The sequence below is a fragment of the Murimonas intestini genome, from assembly GCF_024622195.1.
Classification (GTDB): domain Bacteria; phylum Bacillota; class Clostridia; order Lachnospirales; family Lachnospiraceae; genus Murimonas; species Murimonas intestini.
Genome location: NZ_JANKBI010000001.1, coordinates 139,579 through 154,679 on the forward strand (window position 1 = coordinate 139,579; position 15,101 = coordinate 154,679).

Consider the following 15,101-nt stretch of genomic DNA (forward strand, 5'->3'; position numbering starts at 1 on the left):
CTCTCCTTCAATCCTGAGTATCAGTTTTTGATATATAAGTTTTCTTCAGGGAAACCATACATGATTCATAATTCCGCTGAATATAAGCCACATATAAAATGTCGATCACATTCAGCTGGGCAAGCCTTGATGCCAGCTTTCCCGTTTTAAAGGCATACTCTGTTGCCGTTACATACAGGTTATAGTCCGTAAGCTTAGACAGCGGGGACTCCTTAAAACAAGTGATGGCAATTATGGGCACCTGAGCATTTTTTAAGATCTTTGCGCAGGAGATCATCTCCCTGGTCTGCCCGGAGTAGCTGATAATAACTGCCACATCCTGCCGCCCCATTATCTTTGCCTGTACTAATTGAGCATGAAAATCTTCACATACCTGGCAGGGCTTGTTGATTCTCAAAAACTTCAGATAAGCGTCTTTTGCCACCAGCAGCGAAGCGCCAATCCCAAAAAAGGCGGCCATCCTAGCATTTTTAAGAAGGTCAAGACACTTATCAAGCGTATCAATATCAATTAAGCTTCTTGTATCTTCCAGGGAAGCAATACTCTTATAAGTGATCTTATCCACCAGGTTTTCAAGGGTATCATCCCGGTGTATTTCATAATCCAGTCCCAGCACATTTTCTTTGCGGACCGCAAGCTCATAAAGAAGCGCTTTCTGAAATCTCTTGTATTGTGGAAACCCCGTCTTATGACACAGTCTTGTGATCGTTGACGCAGAAGCATACACTCTGTCCGCCAGCTGGTGGATGCTCATTTCTACCGCTTCCTCAGGATTTTCCAGCAGAAAAGAAATGATGCTCTTTTCTGTATTGCTTGCCTGACCATAATATTCACGCAGTCTTACTAAAACACTGTCCATGCATTCTGACCAATCCTTCCAATGTATTATCTATATCGTGTAAATTCTGCTATGCAATACCACCTATATTTTTGTTTTTTTAGTTCATTTATTGTGTTCATTATACATATGTGAAACATATCTGTCTATATTTTTGCTTACTTATGGTACTTTGTTTCACTTATTGGTACTTTCACTTAATTTACTGCCTTTAATCTGCAATTTCGTAAAATGTATATGCCTGAAATGGGCTGAGAGGTAATATAGATAAAATATAAAAACATAAAGATATAAATACAGCCGGCAGTTTGATCGTGCAATACTGCCGGCTGTCCTTAAAGATATTTATTTTAAGAAACTTATAATTCTTCTACGGATACGCTTTTTCCGTCTCTCCAGATCCTTTCCAGATCATAAAAGAGCCTGTTTTCTGTATCAAATACATGGATAATAATATCGCCGTAATCCATCAATATCCAGTTTGCAGTGCTGTAGCCTTCAATCTGTTTAGGAGTATAACCAGCCTTACCCAGCTCCTCTTCCACATTGTCTGTGAGCGCCTGCACCTGATTCCTGTTAGTTCCGCTGGCTATGATAAAATAATCTGCCAGGACGGAGACATCACCGATATTGATTACCTTTAAATCTTCTGCTTTTTTGTCCTCCAGCGCCGCACATGCCAAGCGCGCCATCTCTTTTGAACGGTTGTCCATAAATTCACTCCTTTTCATATAATTTTTTTGCGTAATACTCATACGCTTCCTCTGTTGCAGGATCGACTGACTTTGGAGAGTTTTCCAGATAATGCAGGGTATCCTTCAGTACAGAATACATGGCTTCATCCAGGCTTACAAAAGCCAGCCTGCGTATTCTCTTCAGGTTGGATGCCTTGTCACGCATGGGCTCTATATAATCCGCCAGATAGATCACCTTCTCCAGGTCTGTCATGCCAGGCCTTCCTGTAGTATGGTATCTGATGGCATCCAGTATTTCCTGGTCGCTTACTCCATAGCTTCTTGAGGCAAAATAGGCACCCAGCTTTGCATGAAGCAGATATGGGCTCTTCTGTTCCGCCTCTGTGACTTCTATATTGTATTTATAGCAGAGCGCCAGCTGTTCCTCATCCGTATAGCATTTGGCACAGTCGTGCAGAAGTCCTGCGGTCTCGGCCTGGATAATATCCATCCCATAACACATTGCCAGGGAGGCAGCTGTGTACATCACGCCAAGGGTATGATGGTACCTGTAGCTGTCCAGATTTTTCTTTAGCTTTTTACGCATTACTTCTAAATTATTTTTACTCATTGTCATCACACTCTTTATAAAGTCCATGTTTTTCAATATAACGGATCACTTCATCAGGCACATAGTAGCGTATCGATTTTCCCAGAGAAAGCCAGCTGCGTATAGTACCGGATGAAATGTCAATATTCGGGGTATCCAGCTTTAGTATCTGCGCTCCCAGCTTTTCCTTCAGATAACATATCTGAGCATCCATCTCTTCCCCGGAAATATGATTTCTCACTGCCGCCACAAGAGTACACAGGCCGCAGATCTTTTCCGGCTCCTTCCAGCTCTCAAAACTGAACAGAGAATCTGCGCCTATGATAAAATAGTACTCAGTATCCGGATTTTCCGCCTTAAGGCGCTCCAGTGTCTCCTTCGTATAAGTGTAGCCCTCATCATGGGTTTCTGCCAGCGAAAGGGCAAAATGGCTGTTTGGCCCGATGGCCTCCTGTACCATTTCCACGCGCTGCAGGGTACTGGCCCGTCCTCTCCTGTCCCGCTTATGGGGCGGATTGCCTGACGGCATGAACAGTACCTGATCCAGCCCAAACTGCAGAAAAGCATTTTCTCCCAAAATCAGATGGCCTATATGGATGGGATCAAATGTCCCTCCCATAATGCCAACCTTCCGCATCTTTTTTGTATCCATCGCCAGATCCCCGTATTACAGCGGCAGCAGGATTTTCTTCTTGTTGTCCTTGCCTTCCCTGTAAAGCACGATTTTTTTCCCGATCACCTGAACTACCTGGGAATGTGTTCTTTCTGCTACTATATTGGCCAGCTCTTTCGGGTCATCAGCACAATTCTGCAGCACATTTATCTTGATAAGCTCTCTTGCGGCCAGCGCCTCAGCAACTGCTTCCGTTACTTCTGGAGTCAGGCTCGATTTCCCGATCTGGAAAATCGGGTCCATGGTCATTGCAAGACTTTTTAAATAAGCTCTCTGTTTACTTGTCATACTTCCTCCTATTTGTAATAATCGAACTGAAGGCCATACATGCGAACTGTATCACCTTCCTGGATGCCTGCAGCTTCCAGTTCATCCAATATTCCCTGCTCTTTTAAGAAACGCTGGAAGAATGTAAAGCCCTTCTCAGAATCCAGGTTCGTGTAGCCCAGCATTTTTTCGATCTTCGGCCCTTCCACAATATACGTATTCGCTTCTTCAGCAGATTTTTCTACTGTATAAGTCAGATTTTCATCTATATGCATATCCTCAGGGAAGAATTCCTGTTCAAAGACAACAGCCTCATCAGGAACAGTATCCAGCAGCTCCCTCACATAATACAGCAGCTCTTTGATCCCTTTTCCGCTCACGGCAGAAACTGCAAACACTTTTATGCCCTGAGACTCAAAAACATCCCTTATCCGCTGTACAGGATCCTCATCACCTTCATAGATGACATCGATCTTGTTCGCAGCGATCACCTGGGGCCTGGCGCCTATCTCTTCATTATAGGCCTTCAGCTCCAGATTTATTTTTTCAATATCATCCACAGGATCACGTCCTTCCGTAGAAGCGGCATCCACCATGTGGATCAATACTTTTGTACGTTCAATATGGCGCAGAAATTCATGGCCGAGTCCGATTCCTTCTGAAGCGCCTTCAATAAGTCCCGGAATATCCGCGATCACAAAACCTCTTCCGCCTTCCAGGTCTACCACACCCAGATTCGGGTTCAGTGTAGTGAAATGATAGTTGGCAATTTTAGGCTTTGCGTTCGTAACCCGCGCAAGCAGTGTGGATTTTCCCACATTCGGGAATCCTACAAGCCCCACATCAGCGATAACCTTCAGTTCCAGCCTTACCCAGAGCTCCCTGGCCTGCTGTCCCGGCTGGGCATACTTGGGCGCCTGCATGGTGGCGGTGGCAAAATTCATGTTTCCCAGACCGCCCCGTCCTCCTTTGAGGATGACCTGGCGCCTGTTTTCTCCTGACATATCAGCGATAACTTTTCCGCTCTCTGCCTCTTTGATCACTGTCCCTTCCGGAACCTTTAATATAAGATCTTCCCCGTTAGCCCCGTGACACCTTGTCTTTTTCCCGGATTCTCCGTCACCGGCGCTGTATTTCTGCTTATGCCGGTAATCAGACAGTGTATTAAGGCCTTCGTCAACCTCAAAAATAACATCTCCGCCCTTGCCGCCGTCTCCGCCGTCCGGACCTCCGTTCGGCACAAAGAGTTCACGTCTGAAGCTCACATGTCCGTCGCCGCCTTTTCCTGACCGTATATATATTTTTGCCCTGTCAGCAAACAAATTCTCACCTTCTTATCTGTTATATTCTTTCCAACGTCTATTTTATCGCATGCCCCGTCAATGCGCAAGGGGCTTGTTTTCAAGATATAAAAATGGCTTCAAACCATTCGATTTGAAGCCACAATCATTATTATTCTGCTGAAACCGGAACGACAGAAACCTGTTTCTTGTCTCTTCCTTTTCTCTCGAATCTTACGACACCGTCTACTAATGCGAATAAAGTGTCATCTCCGCCGCGGCCAACGTTCACGCCCGGATGAATCTTTGTTCCACGCTGTCTGTAAATAATGTTACCAGCTTTAGCGAACTGTCCGTCTGCTCTTTTCGCACCAAGTCTCTTAGACTCAGAGTCTCTGCCGTTCTTTGTAGAACCGACTCCCTTTTTATGAGCGAAAATCTGAAGGTTCATAGTTAACATAGTTACACCTCCTCGAATATCAGTTTGATATATTCATTCCCGTAATTTTTTTGTATGTCCATAAGTCCCAGTACCATGGAATCCAGTAAAAGAGATGTTTCCTTCGATATCACGCCTTCCAGCACAAGCTCTAAGAGCCCGTCGTCCTGCCTTACGGCAAACCTGTCAGCTGTAAACTTCTCAATGGAATTAATGGCATTGACTGTCAGTACAGACACTGCCGCACAGATGATATCACTGCCTTCCGTGCCATATCCTGCATGGCCTTCTGACAGAAACCCTTCATACTGCTGATCCTCATTTTTATATACTGTTATTGTAATCATAGACAATTAAGCGTTGATTTTATCAATCTTAACCTGTGTGTACTGCTGTCTGTGACCGTTTTTCTTGTGATATCCAGTTTTTCTCTTATACTTATAGACAATCACTTTTTTTGCTTTAGCGTTTTTAACAACGCTAGCGGTTACAGTTGCATCTGCTACGTCAGCTCCGACCTTTAAACCGTCATTGCTTACTGCGAGAACGTTATCAAATGTAACGGTTTCTCCTGCTTCTACACCAAGCTTTTCTACGTTAATGATATCGCCTTCGGCTACTTTGTACTGTTTACCACCTGTTGCAATAATTGCGTACATATGGCACCTCCTATTATCATTACTCGCCAAATACGGCAGACATATCCGTCATAAAGACAAACATGACACTTAAACCTCTTTGAGCGGCATACTTATGTATACTAGCATATTTTTTTATTATCGTCAACCATTTTTATACATTTTTTTACCTGGCAGGCACAATTTCTATCCAGTAGCCGTCCGGGTCTTCAATGAAGTAAATTCCCATCCCCTCGTTCTCAAAACAGATGCATCCCATCTCTTTATGCCTCTGGTGGAACTTCTCATATTCGTCTGTCTCAAAAGCAAGGTGGAATTCTCCTTCTCCCAGGTCATAAGCCTCTTTCCTGTCAGTGAGGTATGTAAGTTCAAGCACAAAATCAGTCATGCCGTCCCCCAGAAAGACAAGCTTAAAGGAACCGTCTGCCGCTGTGCTCTCTTTGACAGGCTTAAGCCCCAGAGCCTTGTCATAGAAGTCCAGAGATCTCTGCAGATCAAGTACGTTAAAATTAAAATGTGCAAAATGTATCATAATATTTATCTCCTTTTCAAAATAGTGTTAAGAGGAAAAAAAGAAATGTCCTCATATATCATATTATAATCCCCAATCTGACCTCCGCTTGAGGAGAGCACCCCATGGCAGTCGCTTCCGCCTGTCACAAAAAGCCCGTTTTCTTCTGCATACAGCTTTATATAGTTCATATCCTCCGGCGTATTAGAGGGATGTACGAGTTCGATCCCTTTTATCCCGGCTTTGACAAATTCAGGAATAAGACAATAATTCTGCTGCTGCCCTGGATGTGCCAGGACGGGTATCCCGCCTCCCTCTGTGATTGCTTTTATTACAGGAACGGGTTCAGGGAAATCATAGGCCATTTCCAACGGGCCGTTATTTTTGTACATGCTTTTCATCCATGTGCCAAACATGTCAGGGATTATCCCCTTCTTAAACAACACATAATTAATATGCTGCCTGTAGAGCGCCGGTCCGCTGCACTCTTTCCTGGCCTCCTCTTCCGTGACAGGATATCCCATCTCCTGAAGCAATGCCAGCTGCTTTAAACTGTTTCTGTTTACACTGTCCAGCACAGGCTGCATGAGCTCCATGACAGGTCCATAATCACGGATGCCGTAACCCAGGATATGCGCGGAAAGATTTGTATCAGAATCTTTAGTCCCGCACTCTATCCCGCCCAGAATGGTGATGCTGTATTTTCTCTCCAGAGATCCCAGCAGCGCCTCATCGGGAGGCAGGAAGTGATCCGTCAGGGCAATAATATCCAGGCCTGCAGACACGCTTTGCACCGCTGCTTCTTCCGGAGAATAGCTTCCGTCTGAAAACCGGCTGTGCAGGTGCAGATCTGTCTTCAGCATATTCACTCACTTCTTTCATAATATTAGTCAGAGGCGTCTGTCTCTGTCAGATTGTCGCCGAATGGCTCTGGCTAAACTGTTCTGACAGCGGTTTGCGCACTTTTTTCCTGGTCACTTCTACAAGCCCCAGGGGAGTAATGTCAACCAGTGTCGATTTTACAGGATCCTGTTTCAGGAAACGCTCAAATTCTTTAAGCAGCTGCCCCTGGTAATCTTTTTCCTCCATATTTATAAAATCAACAATAATGATGCCGGAAACATTTCTGAGGCGCAGCTGTCTTGCAATCTCCCTGCAGGCTTCCAGATTGATCTTAAGGAAAGTTTCCTGCTGATATTTTCCCTGTGTACATTTGCCTGTATTTACATCGATAACCGTCAGCGCCTCCGTGGGCTGTATGACCAGGTAGGCGCCTGATTTTAACCATACCTTCTGCGCAAGCGCTTCTTTTAACGATTTTTCCAGGCTGTACAGTTTATTCAGAGGCAGCAGGCCATCCTCGTAAAACTTAAGGAGCGGCAGATCCCCGGGCTGGTGGACGCTCAGATATTCTTTAACTGAAGCATACAGTTCCCTGTCATCTGTAACAATGCTCTCCAGGCCTGAGGTGTAAGTATCCCTGAGAGCTGTCAGATAGTCCCTGGGCGTCTCATAGACAAGGGAAAAACATGTCCTGTGGGGCGCTGTTTCCGTAACCCTGCGGTACTCACCCAAAAGAGCTTCCAGCTCCTGTTCCAGCTCTGCCTGCCCTGCATTCCTGGCATTTGTGCGGACTACTATGCCATACTGCTCATTTCTGTATGGCTCTATCCATTCACGCAGCCTTTTCTTTTCCAGGGGCGTCAGTTTCTGTGAAAAGCCGACCCTTGTATTCCCGCTGGTAAGCACAAGGTATTTTCCAGTAAAATTAAGACAGGAGGATACAGATGGGGCCTTGGATTTACTGCTCTCCCGGCTCACCTGCACCAGCAGCTCATCTCCCTGCGCCAGGGTTTTGGCCGCAGATTTTTTTGTATATAAAGGTGTCTTATTTTCATCCAGGGAATAATAACAGGGCATTCCTTTCCCTATCTCAATAAACGCCGCCTGGATGTTTTTAACTACGTCCCTCACCCGTCCCACATAGATGTTTCCGAGAAGTCTGTTATCCTTTACAGGTTCACAGCGGAATTCGATGACCTGCCCGCCGCGCATAAGTGCAGTCACAATATTCCCTTCCAGTTTTGTGATCAATAATTTCTCTGTTACAGTATTCTCAGCCAACTTCATCCCCCAGTTCTTCCAGAGAGACAAGATTCCTGCACCCTTCTGCACCTGTGTCAGCATAGACTTCATCTCTGTTTACGCGGATTGCAAAGGGCGGGAGTTCAAAGCGGGCGAATGCTGCAAAGGCTTCCATGACAAGCTCCGGCTTTAAATTAGCAGAGCTGCCTGTGGCAAGCTGCATTTTAAATTGTAAGCCCTCTTCTCTCCCCTTATCCTCAGGCAGCAGTTCAAAGCGGTAGATCATAGGCTTAATGTCTGCTTCTTTTTCTGACTTCTTTGATTTTTTTATAATTGTGATCTCTTTCTGCCCCATAAAGGACTCAAGCATTTCTGATGCGTCCTTCTCCATATTTTCGGGAAATATCCCCCTTGGGACAGTCACAGTATAGTCTGCTGCCGCTACAAGTGACATGGCTTTTCCAGCCTTTCCTTCAGGTACCTGGCGCCAGCTGAGGATCTCTATCCCATCAGCCATAACCGCATTTAAGCGGGCGATGGCCTCCCTGGAAGAGAGGCTGCCTTTTACCTCAATATCCATATATTCCCCATTACTTGTCAGTCCAACACCCAGGGGGGCTGCAAACGACATGATCATATGTGGGCTGAAGCCCTCTGAGTAGACGATATCTATATCGGCCCTTCGGATTGCTTTCTGAAAATAACGCATGATATCCAGGTGCCCGATAAATTTCATGACACCCTGCTTGGAAAATTTAATTCTTATCTTCAAGGCAGACACCTCCTTTATAAACAGCAGCACCGCAGCCAGAACAGCCGGCCCTGCAGTTTTTCGTCACTTCTTCTGATTTAGAACGTTCCCATTCCCTGAGAAGGAATTGCTTCGTTACACCGATAGATATAAAATCCCATGGCAGGATCTCATCTGCTGACCGCTCTCTGTCTGTATAGAAAGCCAGATCAACTCCTGTCTCTTCAAAAGCGGAAGTCCAGTATTCAAAATGGAAGGTCTCAGACCAGGCATCATAAAGCGCCCCATTTTCATATGCTTTAAGGATCGCCTTTCCCACACGCCTGTCTCCTCTTGCCAGAAGTCCCTCAAGTATGGTCACCTCAGCCTCGTGCCAGTTGTATTTAATGCTCTTGCGGTTTAACTGGTCTTTTACTTCCCGGTTCACTATGCGGGCTTTTTCCAGGAATTCCTCCATTGTGTTCATCCTTACCCACTGGAAAGGCGTGAAAGGCTTGGGGACGAAGAAGGACGTGCTGACAGTGATCTGGCATTTGCCGTTCCTCTCCTCCTTGGGAATCTCATAATATGATCTGGCTATCTTATCAGCCAGCCGTGCTATATCCCTGATATCCTCTTCCGTCTCGCCTGGAAGCCCCAGCATGAAATAAAGCTTGACCTTGTTCCAGCCGCCCTTAAATGCCTGGAAGGCCCCGCTTAAGATATCTTCCTCGGTCAGCCCTTTATTAATTACATTTCTCATCCTCTGGGAGCCTGCCTCAGGCGCAAAAGTCAGGCTGCTTTTTCTTACATCCTGTACCTTGCTCATGACATCCAGAGAAAAGGCGTCGATCCTTAAGGACGGCAGGGATATATTTACTCCCTTCTGCCCAAACTCATCAATCAGATATGTGACCAGCTCTTCTAACTTGGAATAATCGCTGGAACTTAAGGAGCTTAAGGAGATTTCCTCATGTCCTGTATTCTTCAGCATCTCATATGCATATTTTTTCAGCATATCAATATCCCGTTCCCTTGTGGGACGGTAAAGCATACCTGCCTGGCAGAACCTGCACCCGCGGATACATCCCCTCTGGATTTCCAACACCACCCTGTCCTGGGTGACCTTAATATAGGGAACTACAGGCGCGCTTGGATAGTAGGTGTCTGTGACATTCATGACCACCTGCTTTTCCACAGTGGCGGGAATCCCTTCTTTATTTGGTGCGAATTCCTTAATAGTTCCGTCTTCATTGTATGTCACATGGTAAAGGGACGGCACATAAATGCCCGGTATACCTGCCGCAGCCTCCAAAAATTCACGTCTTGTGCGTCCTGCCTCCTTCATTTCCTTATAAAGATCAAGCAGCGCAAAATAACTTGTCTCCCCTTCTCCTATATAAAACAGGTCAAAAAAATCCGCAAGAGGTTCAGGATTATAGGCGCAGGGGCCTCCTCCAATCACTACAGGACAGTCCTCATCCCTGTCAGCAGCCAGAAGCGGGATCAGTGACAGCTCCAGTACCTGAAGAATATTCGTATAGCACATTTCATATTGGAGCGTGATCCCCAGAAAGTCGCATTCTTTGACTGGGCGCTGTGACTCCAGCGTAAACAGAGGAATCTTTTCCTCACGCATGATTTTATCAAGATCTATCCAGGGTGAGTAGACACGTTCACAATACGTGTCCTCTCTTTGATTCAGCATATCATATAAAATCTGAATGCCCAGATGCGACATGCCGATCTCGTACACGTCCGGGAAGCACATGGCAAACCGCACATCCACCTTATTTACGTCCTTATTTACCGAATTCACCTCATTCCCAATGTAGCGGGCCGGTTTTTCGATTTTTAGTAATATCTCATCACTTAAAGCTAGTTTTCTCATTGTTTCTCCTTGTATTTTGTTAATATTACACAATAATATACTTATTATCCTGTTGACATATCCAATACAAATATCCCCTTTTAATACGCAGTTTCAAGCTGATTTCTATGACCCAAAACTGAAGTGAAAACACTTGATTTTACCTGTTTTGCAACACTTCTTCTAAACCGCAACTGCTTGATACTGTTTGATATTAAGCTGCAACAGCCTGCAATGCGCGCAACACACTATAGCTTATATGCTCCAAATTTGTATTTGGGGCAAGCAATGCGTGCTTTTATTTGTTTTAGCACATCATTCTAAATTATAACGTGCTAACTGTAAAACCCACAGTATGTAGCATTTTAGTCCGTTGCTATTACTGTGGAAGTCAATATGCATAACGATGCATGCTTGTTCAATTATACGCAGTTTCAAGAAGAACTTCAAGTAAATAATTATGGTCAATCTCGATTTCATGACGTTTTTTCGGCCCTGGAAGGACTTCCATCATAAAAGGAATGATTTCTTCTACTGCATCATACACCACTTTAGAAGATGTCTTAAGTTGGATTTCATGAAAAACTCTGATATAATATATGTACATTTTTAAGAATAGAGGGAAAAAAGAATATTGTTTCCATTTACGATGAAGATACACAGATAGCACAGATTACGAAACCTCTTACTGTAATTGAAAATCTTGATATCTATTTTCTGCATATAAAAGAGGATTTTGCCTCATTGATTCCTGTCCTTTCATTTTTTACTGTCTACTACGATTATAGAAAATATAATAATGCTGGAGAATTCACAAAAAATTCTGTTGAGATTTCTGTAAACTATTACTACGACAAAAACAACAGCAAATACAATCCCAACTGGATTGCAGAGGAATTTGGACAGCAGACACTTGATGAGCTAAATGCGTTTCTGGATAACTTAGAGGCAGAAGGGCGTGCCCAGGCAAAAAGAATCGGGAAATTAGTAGCTCTTTCTTTTTTGATTATAATTTTAATAGCATTGATTATTCTATTTATTGTTTTTATATTATTATGATGATTAACAGCCGTAACATGATGTCACGGCTGTTTTCTTATAAACTCGTATGCGAAAGATACTGCTTCACAAGTTAGTTTTTCACACATATGCGGTGGGTCATTTTCAGAAAATCCATCAGGACGTAAATGGTAACAGCTTAATGAACCAAAGCGCTGCTTAAATTCTTGCTTGCTCAAAGTTCGCAAATTCTAATCATTGTGTCAGATAAACTGGGATTTATCAAATTATAAAATTGACTACTCCATATATCAAATGGCAAATCGTAAAAACCGAAATAGGAATAATTGCTATTCCATTCTTCCTATCAACGGCAAAAAACAAAAAAGCTAAACATGGTGAAACAGTCAATCCTAAAATAACAATTGCATTTACTATACCAATATAATAAACTATCCAACTTGTAAAATACAGTAAGCAGCAACCTACTACAATGATAATAAAAGGTGTTCCGCACATTTTTTTACTTTCTCTGTTTCTAAAAATACATAAGGCGGAAATCATCAATACTTGACACACAGAAGCTACTGTATCAAACGTTTCTGTAATTGAATTTACCCTTAATATATCGTTTGGCGCAGGTATAGCAAACCAAATAAAATTAGGTATCATAACAATTAGGAATAACAGTAATCCCTCAATATTAAAGCTTAACTTATATTTTTTTAACATCTGCATCATCTCACAAATTCAAATTTTCCAGTTTGACAACTGGAATTTATTTCTTTACCAGTTCATCTAGCATTTTGCGATTCTCACTTCCAGTTGGCACATAACTGTTTATGTACTGGCATGGGTACTCATTACATTCTGCACAATGAGAAATGCTTTTGTGCATACCACACTTTCTCATAAGACATTCTTTACACATTTTCTCATTTACTCCAACTACCGAGTGACACCCCGTACAATTCATATCTTCTTTTACAAACTCAAATGTGTCTGTAGAATATTCGATTGCTAATTTCTCTTTTAGTTCTTCATTATTCGTCTTGGTTACAATGTATACAGGACATTGCGAACAGACCAAACCACAAAATCTGTGTTGCCATTAAAGTTGAGCTGATACATTCTAAATATGACGGGAATATCCTTCGGTTGCCATTGTTCTTCATAAGAATAGCAGTATCTCATACCTACTTTTTTCATAACATTTCCGCTTCTCGGATTGTTTTTATCATGGGTTGCTGTAATATATGCTAGCCCGTCTTTTTTTACCTGTCCCACGACGGCTTTCCCTGCTTCTGTAACAATTCCCCTATGCCAAAACTCCTTACGCAATCCGTAACCAAAGTCATGGTGTTCTTCCATATCAACGTTGATATAACCTATTGGGAAATTATCTTCTTTTAGGCAAATAGCATATGCGTAGCCTTGCGGTTGTGCATATTTTGAAGCATATCTTTCCTCATAAAATTTCTTTGTTTCCTCTATATTTTTTATGGGATACCACGGTAAAAACTTATTCACTTCCTCATCTTTAAGAATTAGATATAATGCTTCCATATCTTGTTCTGTAAATTTTCTTAAAATCAAACGCTTTGTTTCTAATGTAGGCGTATTCATATTGTCTTACCTCTACAAATTCAAATTTCTCTTTCGGATAAACTGGGATTTGAAGATATTGTTGTCACTTCAAAAGATATAACTTAAGCTTACTAATTTCAGTTTTGAACTTATACAAATCATTACTTTTGAATCGTTGTCCATGTGATGGGTAAATATAATCTACATTTTCATCCAACAATACTTTCCACGAATTTTCAAATTCTTTTTTATTCTCTACCCATATCGTTATCCTATGTAAACTTGGCAAACCATTCATTGCGGCATCTCCACAAAATATTTGATTTTCCACTTTTAAGGAAATAGAATCCGCTGTATGTCCTGGTGTGAATAATATTTTGCCAGATAATAACTTTTCAATTCCAGAAACATTATCTTTTGTTATCTCTATAAATCTTTTTTTATAGGTTTCATCTATTGCAGGAAAAAGATGTTTTCCATTGCCCAATAACTTCATAATGCGACAAAAGAACAGTGCAAGCCTACTACTGCAGCCACCCTCAAAGGAATTTTGTCCTCTTGCCAAAACTGAAAATGCTTTATCACTTATAATACAAGTAATATTGGGATGCTTATCCAATGCCTCTTTCAGAAAACCGGCATGGTCATCATGGGCATGTGTTAGAAAAATATATTTAATATTAGCCCAAGAAATTCCTTTTCGTTTCATAGACGAAGTACATTTTGTATAATTATTTTCATAGCCTGTATCAATCATAACAAACCCATCATTAATCTGGTAAAGATATGTATTCATGACTCTGTTTCCGGCATTATATATTTTCATACATCTCCTCTATTATCATCCCAAAAATCATCTGTCGGTGTGCTACTCAAATTCACCTATTACATTTCCGCTTTGAATAATATGACCTTTTGCCCTTCTTAAAAAAGTTCCTTTCATAGAATTGGCACTTAAATTTAATTCACAATCCAAAGCATAGATAGTAAAGAGGTAGATATGCTTTTTCCCTTTCGGAGGTTTAGGCCCAGCATATTGATGGAAACCATATCCAACCCCTTGAACTGCATTTCCCAACACTATCTTACCCGCTGGAATTCCTTTCTCGATTTTATCAGTTGCAGGAATATTCCAAATAATCCAATGGGTAAATTTTTTTATTGGATGTGTCAAATCCTCTAACGTAATGGCTAATGTTTTGGCATTGGGCAACAAATTTTTAATAATAAACTCTGGCGATATGTTTTGTCCTCGCCCAGTATATTCAATCGGGATTTTTTTACCCGTTTTCATTCCGGTACACACAAAATTTAATTCCGTCTTTTCCATAACAATAATTACCTTTCAATTTATTTAGCCCTAAAACTTCAAATTTTCATTAAACATACTCCATTAGTTCTTTTTTATATTTTAAAAATGAATGGTCTATGGCTATCCCTGCAATGTCAGAAATTTCATCAAAAGTCAATTTGATAGATTGTTTTCCATTGGCAGAAATAATTCCGAATCATTTTTTATCGCTTTTCTATATGTTAGTTTCATTTTTTCTCCAAATTATATTTTTTCTACCATAACCTGGAATTTGACGCACTGTAGATTATCCTCATTTTACATACTACATCTGAAATGCCGTTATCCAAAAACATATTCCGGCTATAAGTGAAAGCGGAGTCATTACATATTTTTCTTTCCTACTTTTTGAAATCATGTTCATAATAGTATTCAAAGATAGGTAAGCGGCAAAGAAGAAACTGTTGTCCACCCATTGTAAATTCGCCCAAAGGCAAACCGCAAGCAACAAGAACTGTTATAGTTGCTATAACTCCAAATAATACTGCACCTAATATTGAAAGCATAAATCAATATTCTCCCTTCGCAAAATACAAAAAATTTCAGTTA

Annotated in this window: 20 protein-coding genes and 1 pseudogene; 1 reads left to right on the forward strand and 20 read right to left on the reverse strand. The window is 42.0% G+C overall.

Annotation, left to right across the window (positions count from 1 at the left end):
• Positions 1-7: 7 nt before the first annotated feature.
• The 14 genes from NSB28_RS00655 to NSB28_RS00720 all read right to left on the reverse strand — a co-directional run bounded on the left by NSB28_RS00655 (position 8) and on the right by NSB28_RS00720 (position 10,636).
• Positions 8-859 carry a MurR/RpiR family transcriptional regulator gene (locus tag NSB28_RS00655; RefSeq protein WP_109624678.1) on the reverse strand — a complete coding sequence of 284 codons (852 nt, stop codon included), beginning with the start codon at positions 857-859 and terminating at the stop codon, positions 8-10.
• A 338-nt stretch (positions 860-1,197) separates the two neighbouring features.
• Positions 1,198-1,551: a ribosome silencing factor gene (gene rsfS, locus NSB28_RS00660; RefSeq protein ID WP_243134602.1), complete on the reverse strand. Its 354-nt coding sequence runs from the start codon at positions 1,549-1,551 to the stop codon at positions 1,198-1,200.
• A gap of 4 nt (positions 1,552-1,555) precedes the next feature.
• Positions 1,556-2,143 (reverse strand): bis(5'-nucleosyl)-tetraphosphatase (symmetrical) YqeK, encoded by a 588-nt coding sequence (yqeK, locus tag NSB28_RS00665; RefSeq protein WP_109624676.1) that lies wholly within the window; start codon positions 2,141-2,143, stop codon positions 1,556-1,558.
• Complete coding sequence (gene nadD, locus NSB28_RS00670; RefSeq protein ID WP_109624675.1) at positions 2,136-2,774, reverse strand: nicotinate-nucleotide adenylyltransferase; 639 nt, start codon at positions 2,772-2,774, stop codon at positions 2,136-2,138. Before nadD ends, yqeK begins: the two co-directional genes overlap by 8 nt.
• Before the next feature lie 15 nt (positions 2,775-2,789).
• Positions 2,790-3,083 (reverse strand): ribosome assembly RNA-binding protein YhbY, encoded by a 294-nt coding sequence (gene yhbY, locus NSB28_RS00675; RefSeq protein WP_109624674.1) that lies wholly within the window; start codon positions 3,081-3,083, stop codon positions 2,790-2,792.
• Positions 3,084-3,091: 8 nt separating this feature from the next.
• The gene (obgE, locus tag NSB28_RS00680; protein WP_109624673.1) at positions 3,092-4,384 is read right to left on the reverse strand and encodes a GTPase ObgE; all 1,293 of its coding nucleotides are present in this window, start codon (positions 4,382-4,384) and stop codon (positions 3,092-3,094) included.
• 130 nt (positions 4,385-4,514) lie between these two features.
• Positions 4,515-4,802 (reverse strand): 50S ribosomal protein L27, encoded by a 288-nt coding sequence (gene rpmA, locus NSB28_RS00685; protein ID WP_109624672.1) that lies wholly within the window; start codon positions 4,800-4,802, stop codon positions 4,515-4,517.
• Positions 4,803-4,804: 2 nt separating this feature from the next.
• Positions 4,805-5,128 (reverse strand): ribosomal-processing cysteine protease Prp, encoded by a 324-nt coding sequence (locus NSB28_RS00690; RefSeq protein WP_109624671.1) that lies wholly within the window; start codon positions 5,126-5,128, stop codon positions 4,805-4,807.
• Between the two features lie 6 nt (positions 5,129-5,134).
• Complete coding sequence (gene rplU, locus NSB28_RS00695) at positions 5,135-5,440, reverse strand: 50S ribosomal protein L21 (RefSeq protein ID WP_109624670.1); 306 nt, start codon at positions 5,438-5,440, stop codon at positions 5,135-5,137.
• 145 nt (positions 5,441-5,585) lie between these two features.
• Positions 5,586-5,951, reverse strand: coding sequence for a VOC family protein (locus NSB28_RS00700; RefSeq protein WP_109624669.1), 366 nt, complete (start codon positions 5,949-5,951; stop codon positions 5,586-5,588).
• 5 nt (positions 5,952-5,956) lie between these two features.
• On the reverse strand, positions 5,957-6,793 hold the full coding sequence (locus tag NSB28_RS00705; protein ID WP_109624668.1) for a PHP domain-containing protein: 837 nt from the start codon (positions 6,791-6,793) through the stop codon (positions 5,957-5,959).
• A gap of 46 nt (positions 6,794-6,839) precedes the next feature.
• A complete protein-coding gene (locus NSB28_RS00710) occupies positions 6,840-8,117 on the reverse strand; it encodes a ribonuclease E/G (protein ID WP_257497359.1) in 1,278 nt (425 codons plus the stop codon).
• Positions 8,047-8,787 (reverse strand): TIGR03936 family radical SAM-associated protein, encoded by a 741-nt coding sequence (locus NSB28_RS00715; protein WP_109624666.1) that lies wholly within the window; start codon positions 8,785-8,787, stop codon positions 8,047-8,049. Before NSB28_RS00715 ends, NSB28_RS00710 begins: the two co-directional genes overlap by 71 nt.
• A complete protein-coding gene (locus tag NSB28_RS00720; RefSeq protein ID WP_109624665.1) occupies positions 8,771-10,636 on the reverse strand; it encodes a TIGR03960 family B12-binding radical SAM protein in 1,866 nt (621 codons plus the stop codon). The genes NSB28_RS00715 and NSB28_RS00720 overlap by 17 nt, the downstream gene beginning before the upstream one ends.
• Positions 10,637-11,359: 723 nt before the next feature.
• Here NSB28_RS00720 and NSB28_RS00725 point away from each other — a divergent pair.
• A complete protein-coding gene (locus NSB28_RS00725; protein ID WP_109624663.1) occupies positions 11,360-11,674 on the forward strand; it encodes a hypothetical protein in 315 nt (104 codons plus the stop codon).
• 222 nt (positions 11,675-11,896) lie between these two features.
• On the opposite strand, the gene NSB28_RS00735 is transcribed toward NSB28_RS00725, so the two are convergent.
• The 6 genes and pseudogenes from NSB28_RS00735 to NSB28_RS00755 all read right to left on the reverse strand — a co-directional run bounded on the left by NSB28_RS00735 (position 11,897) and on the right by NSB28_RS00755 (position 15,058).
• The gene (locus NSB28_RS00735; RefSeq protein WP_109624662.1) at positions 11,897-12,346 is read right to left on the reverse strand and encodes a hypothetical protein; all 450 of its coding nucleotides are present in this window, start codon (positions 12,344-12,346) and stop codon (positions 11,897-11,899) included.
• Positions 12,347-12,392: 46 nt separating this feature from the next.
• Positions 12,393-12,704, reverse strand: a complete 312-nt coding sequence (locus NSB28_RS25045) for a DUF3795 domain-containing protein (RefSeq protein WP_109624661.1) — start codon at positions 12,702-12,704, stop codon at positions 12,393-12,395.
• Positions 12,671-13,240 carry a GNAT family N-acetyltransferase gene (locus tag NSB28_RS00740; protein WP_109624660.1) on the reverse strand — a complete coding sequence of 190 codons (570 nt, stop codon included), beginning with the start codon at positions 13,238-13,240 and terminating at the stop codon, positions 12,671-12,673. The genes NSB28_RS25045 and NSB28_RS00740 overlap by 34 nt, the downstream gene beginning before the upstream one ends.
• A 64-nt stretch (positions 13,241-13,304) precedes the next feature.
• Entirely contained in the window at positions 13,305-14,027 is a 723-nt protein-coding gene (locus NSB28_RS00745) for an MBL fold metallo-hydrolase (protein ID WP_257497360.1), read from the reverse strand.
• Between the two features lie 42 nt (positions 14,028-14,069).
• Entirely contained in the window at positions 14,070-14,531 is a 462-nt protein-coding gene (locus NSB28_RS00750; protein WP_109624659.1) for a YbhB/YbcL family Raf kinase inhibitor-like protein, read from the reverse strand.
• Between the two features lie 286 nt (positions 14,532-14,817).
• Positions 14,818-15,058, reverse strand: a pseudogene (locus tag NSB28_RS00755) (hypothetical protein).
• Positions 15,059-15,101: the final 43 nt, after the last annotated feature.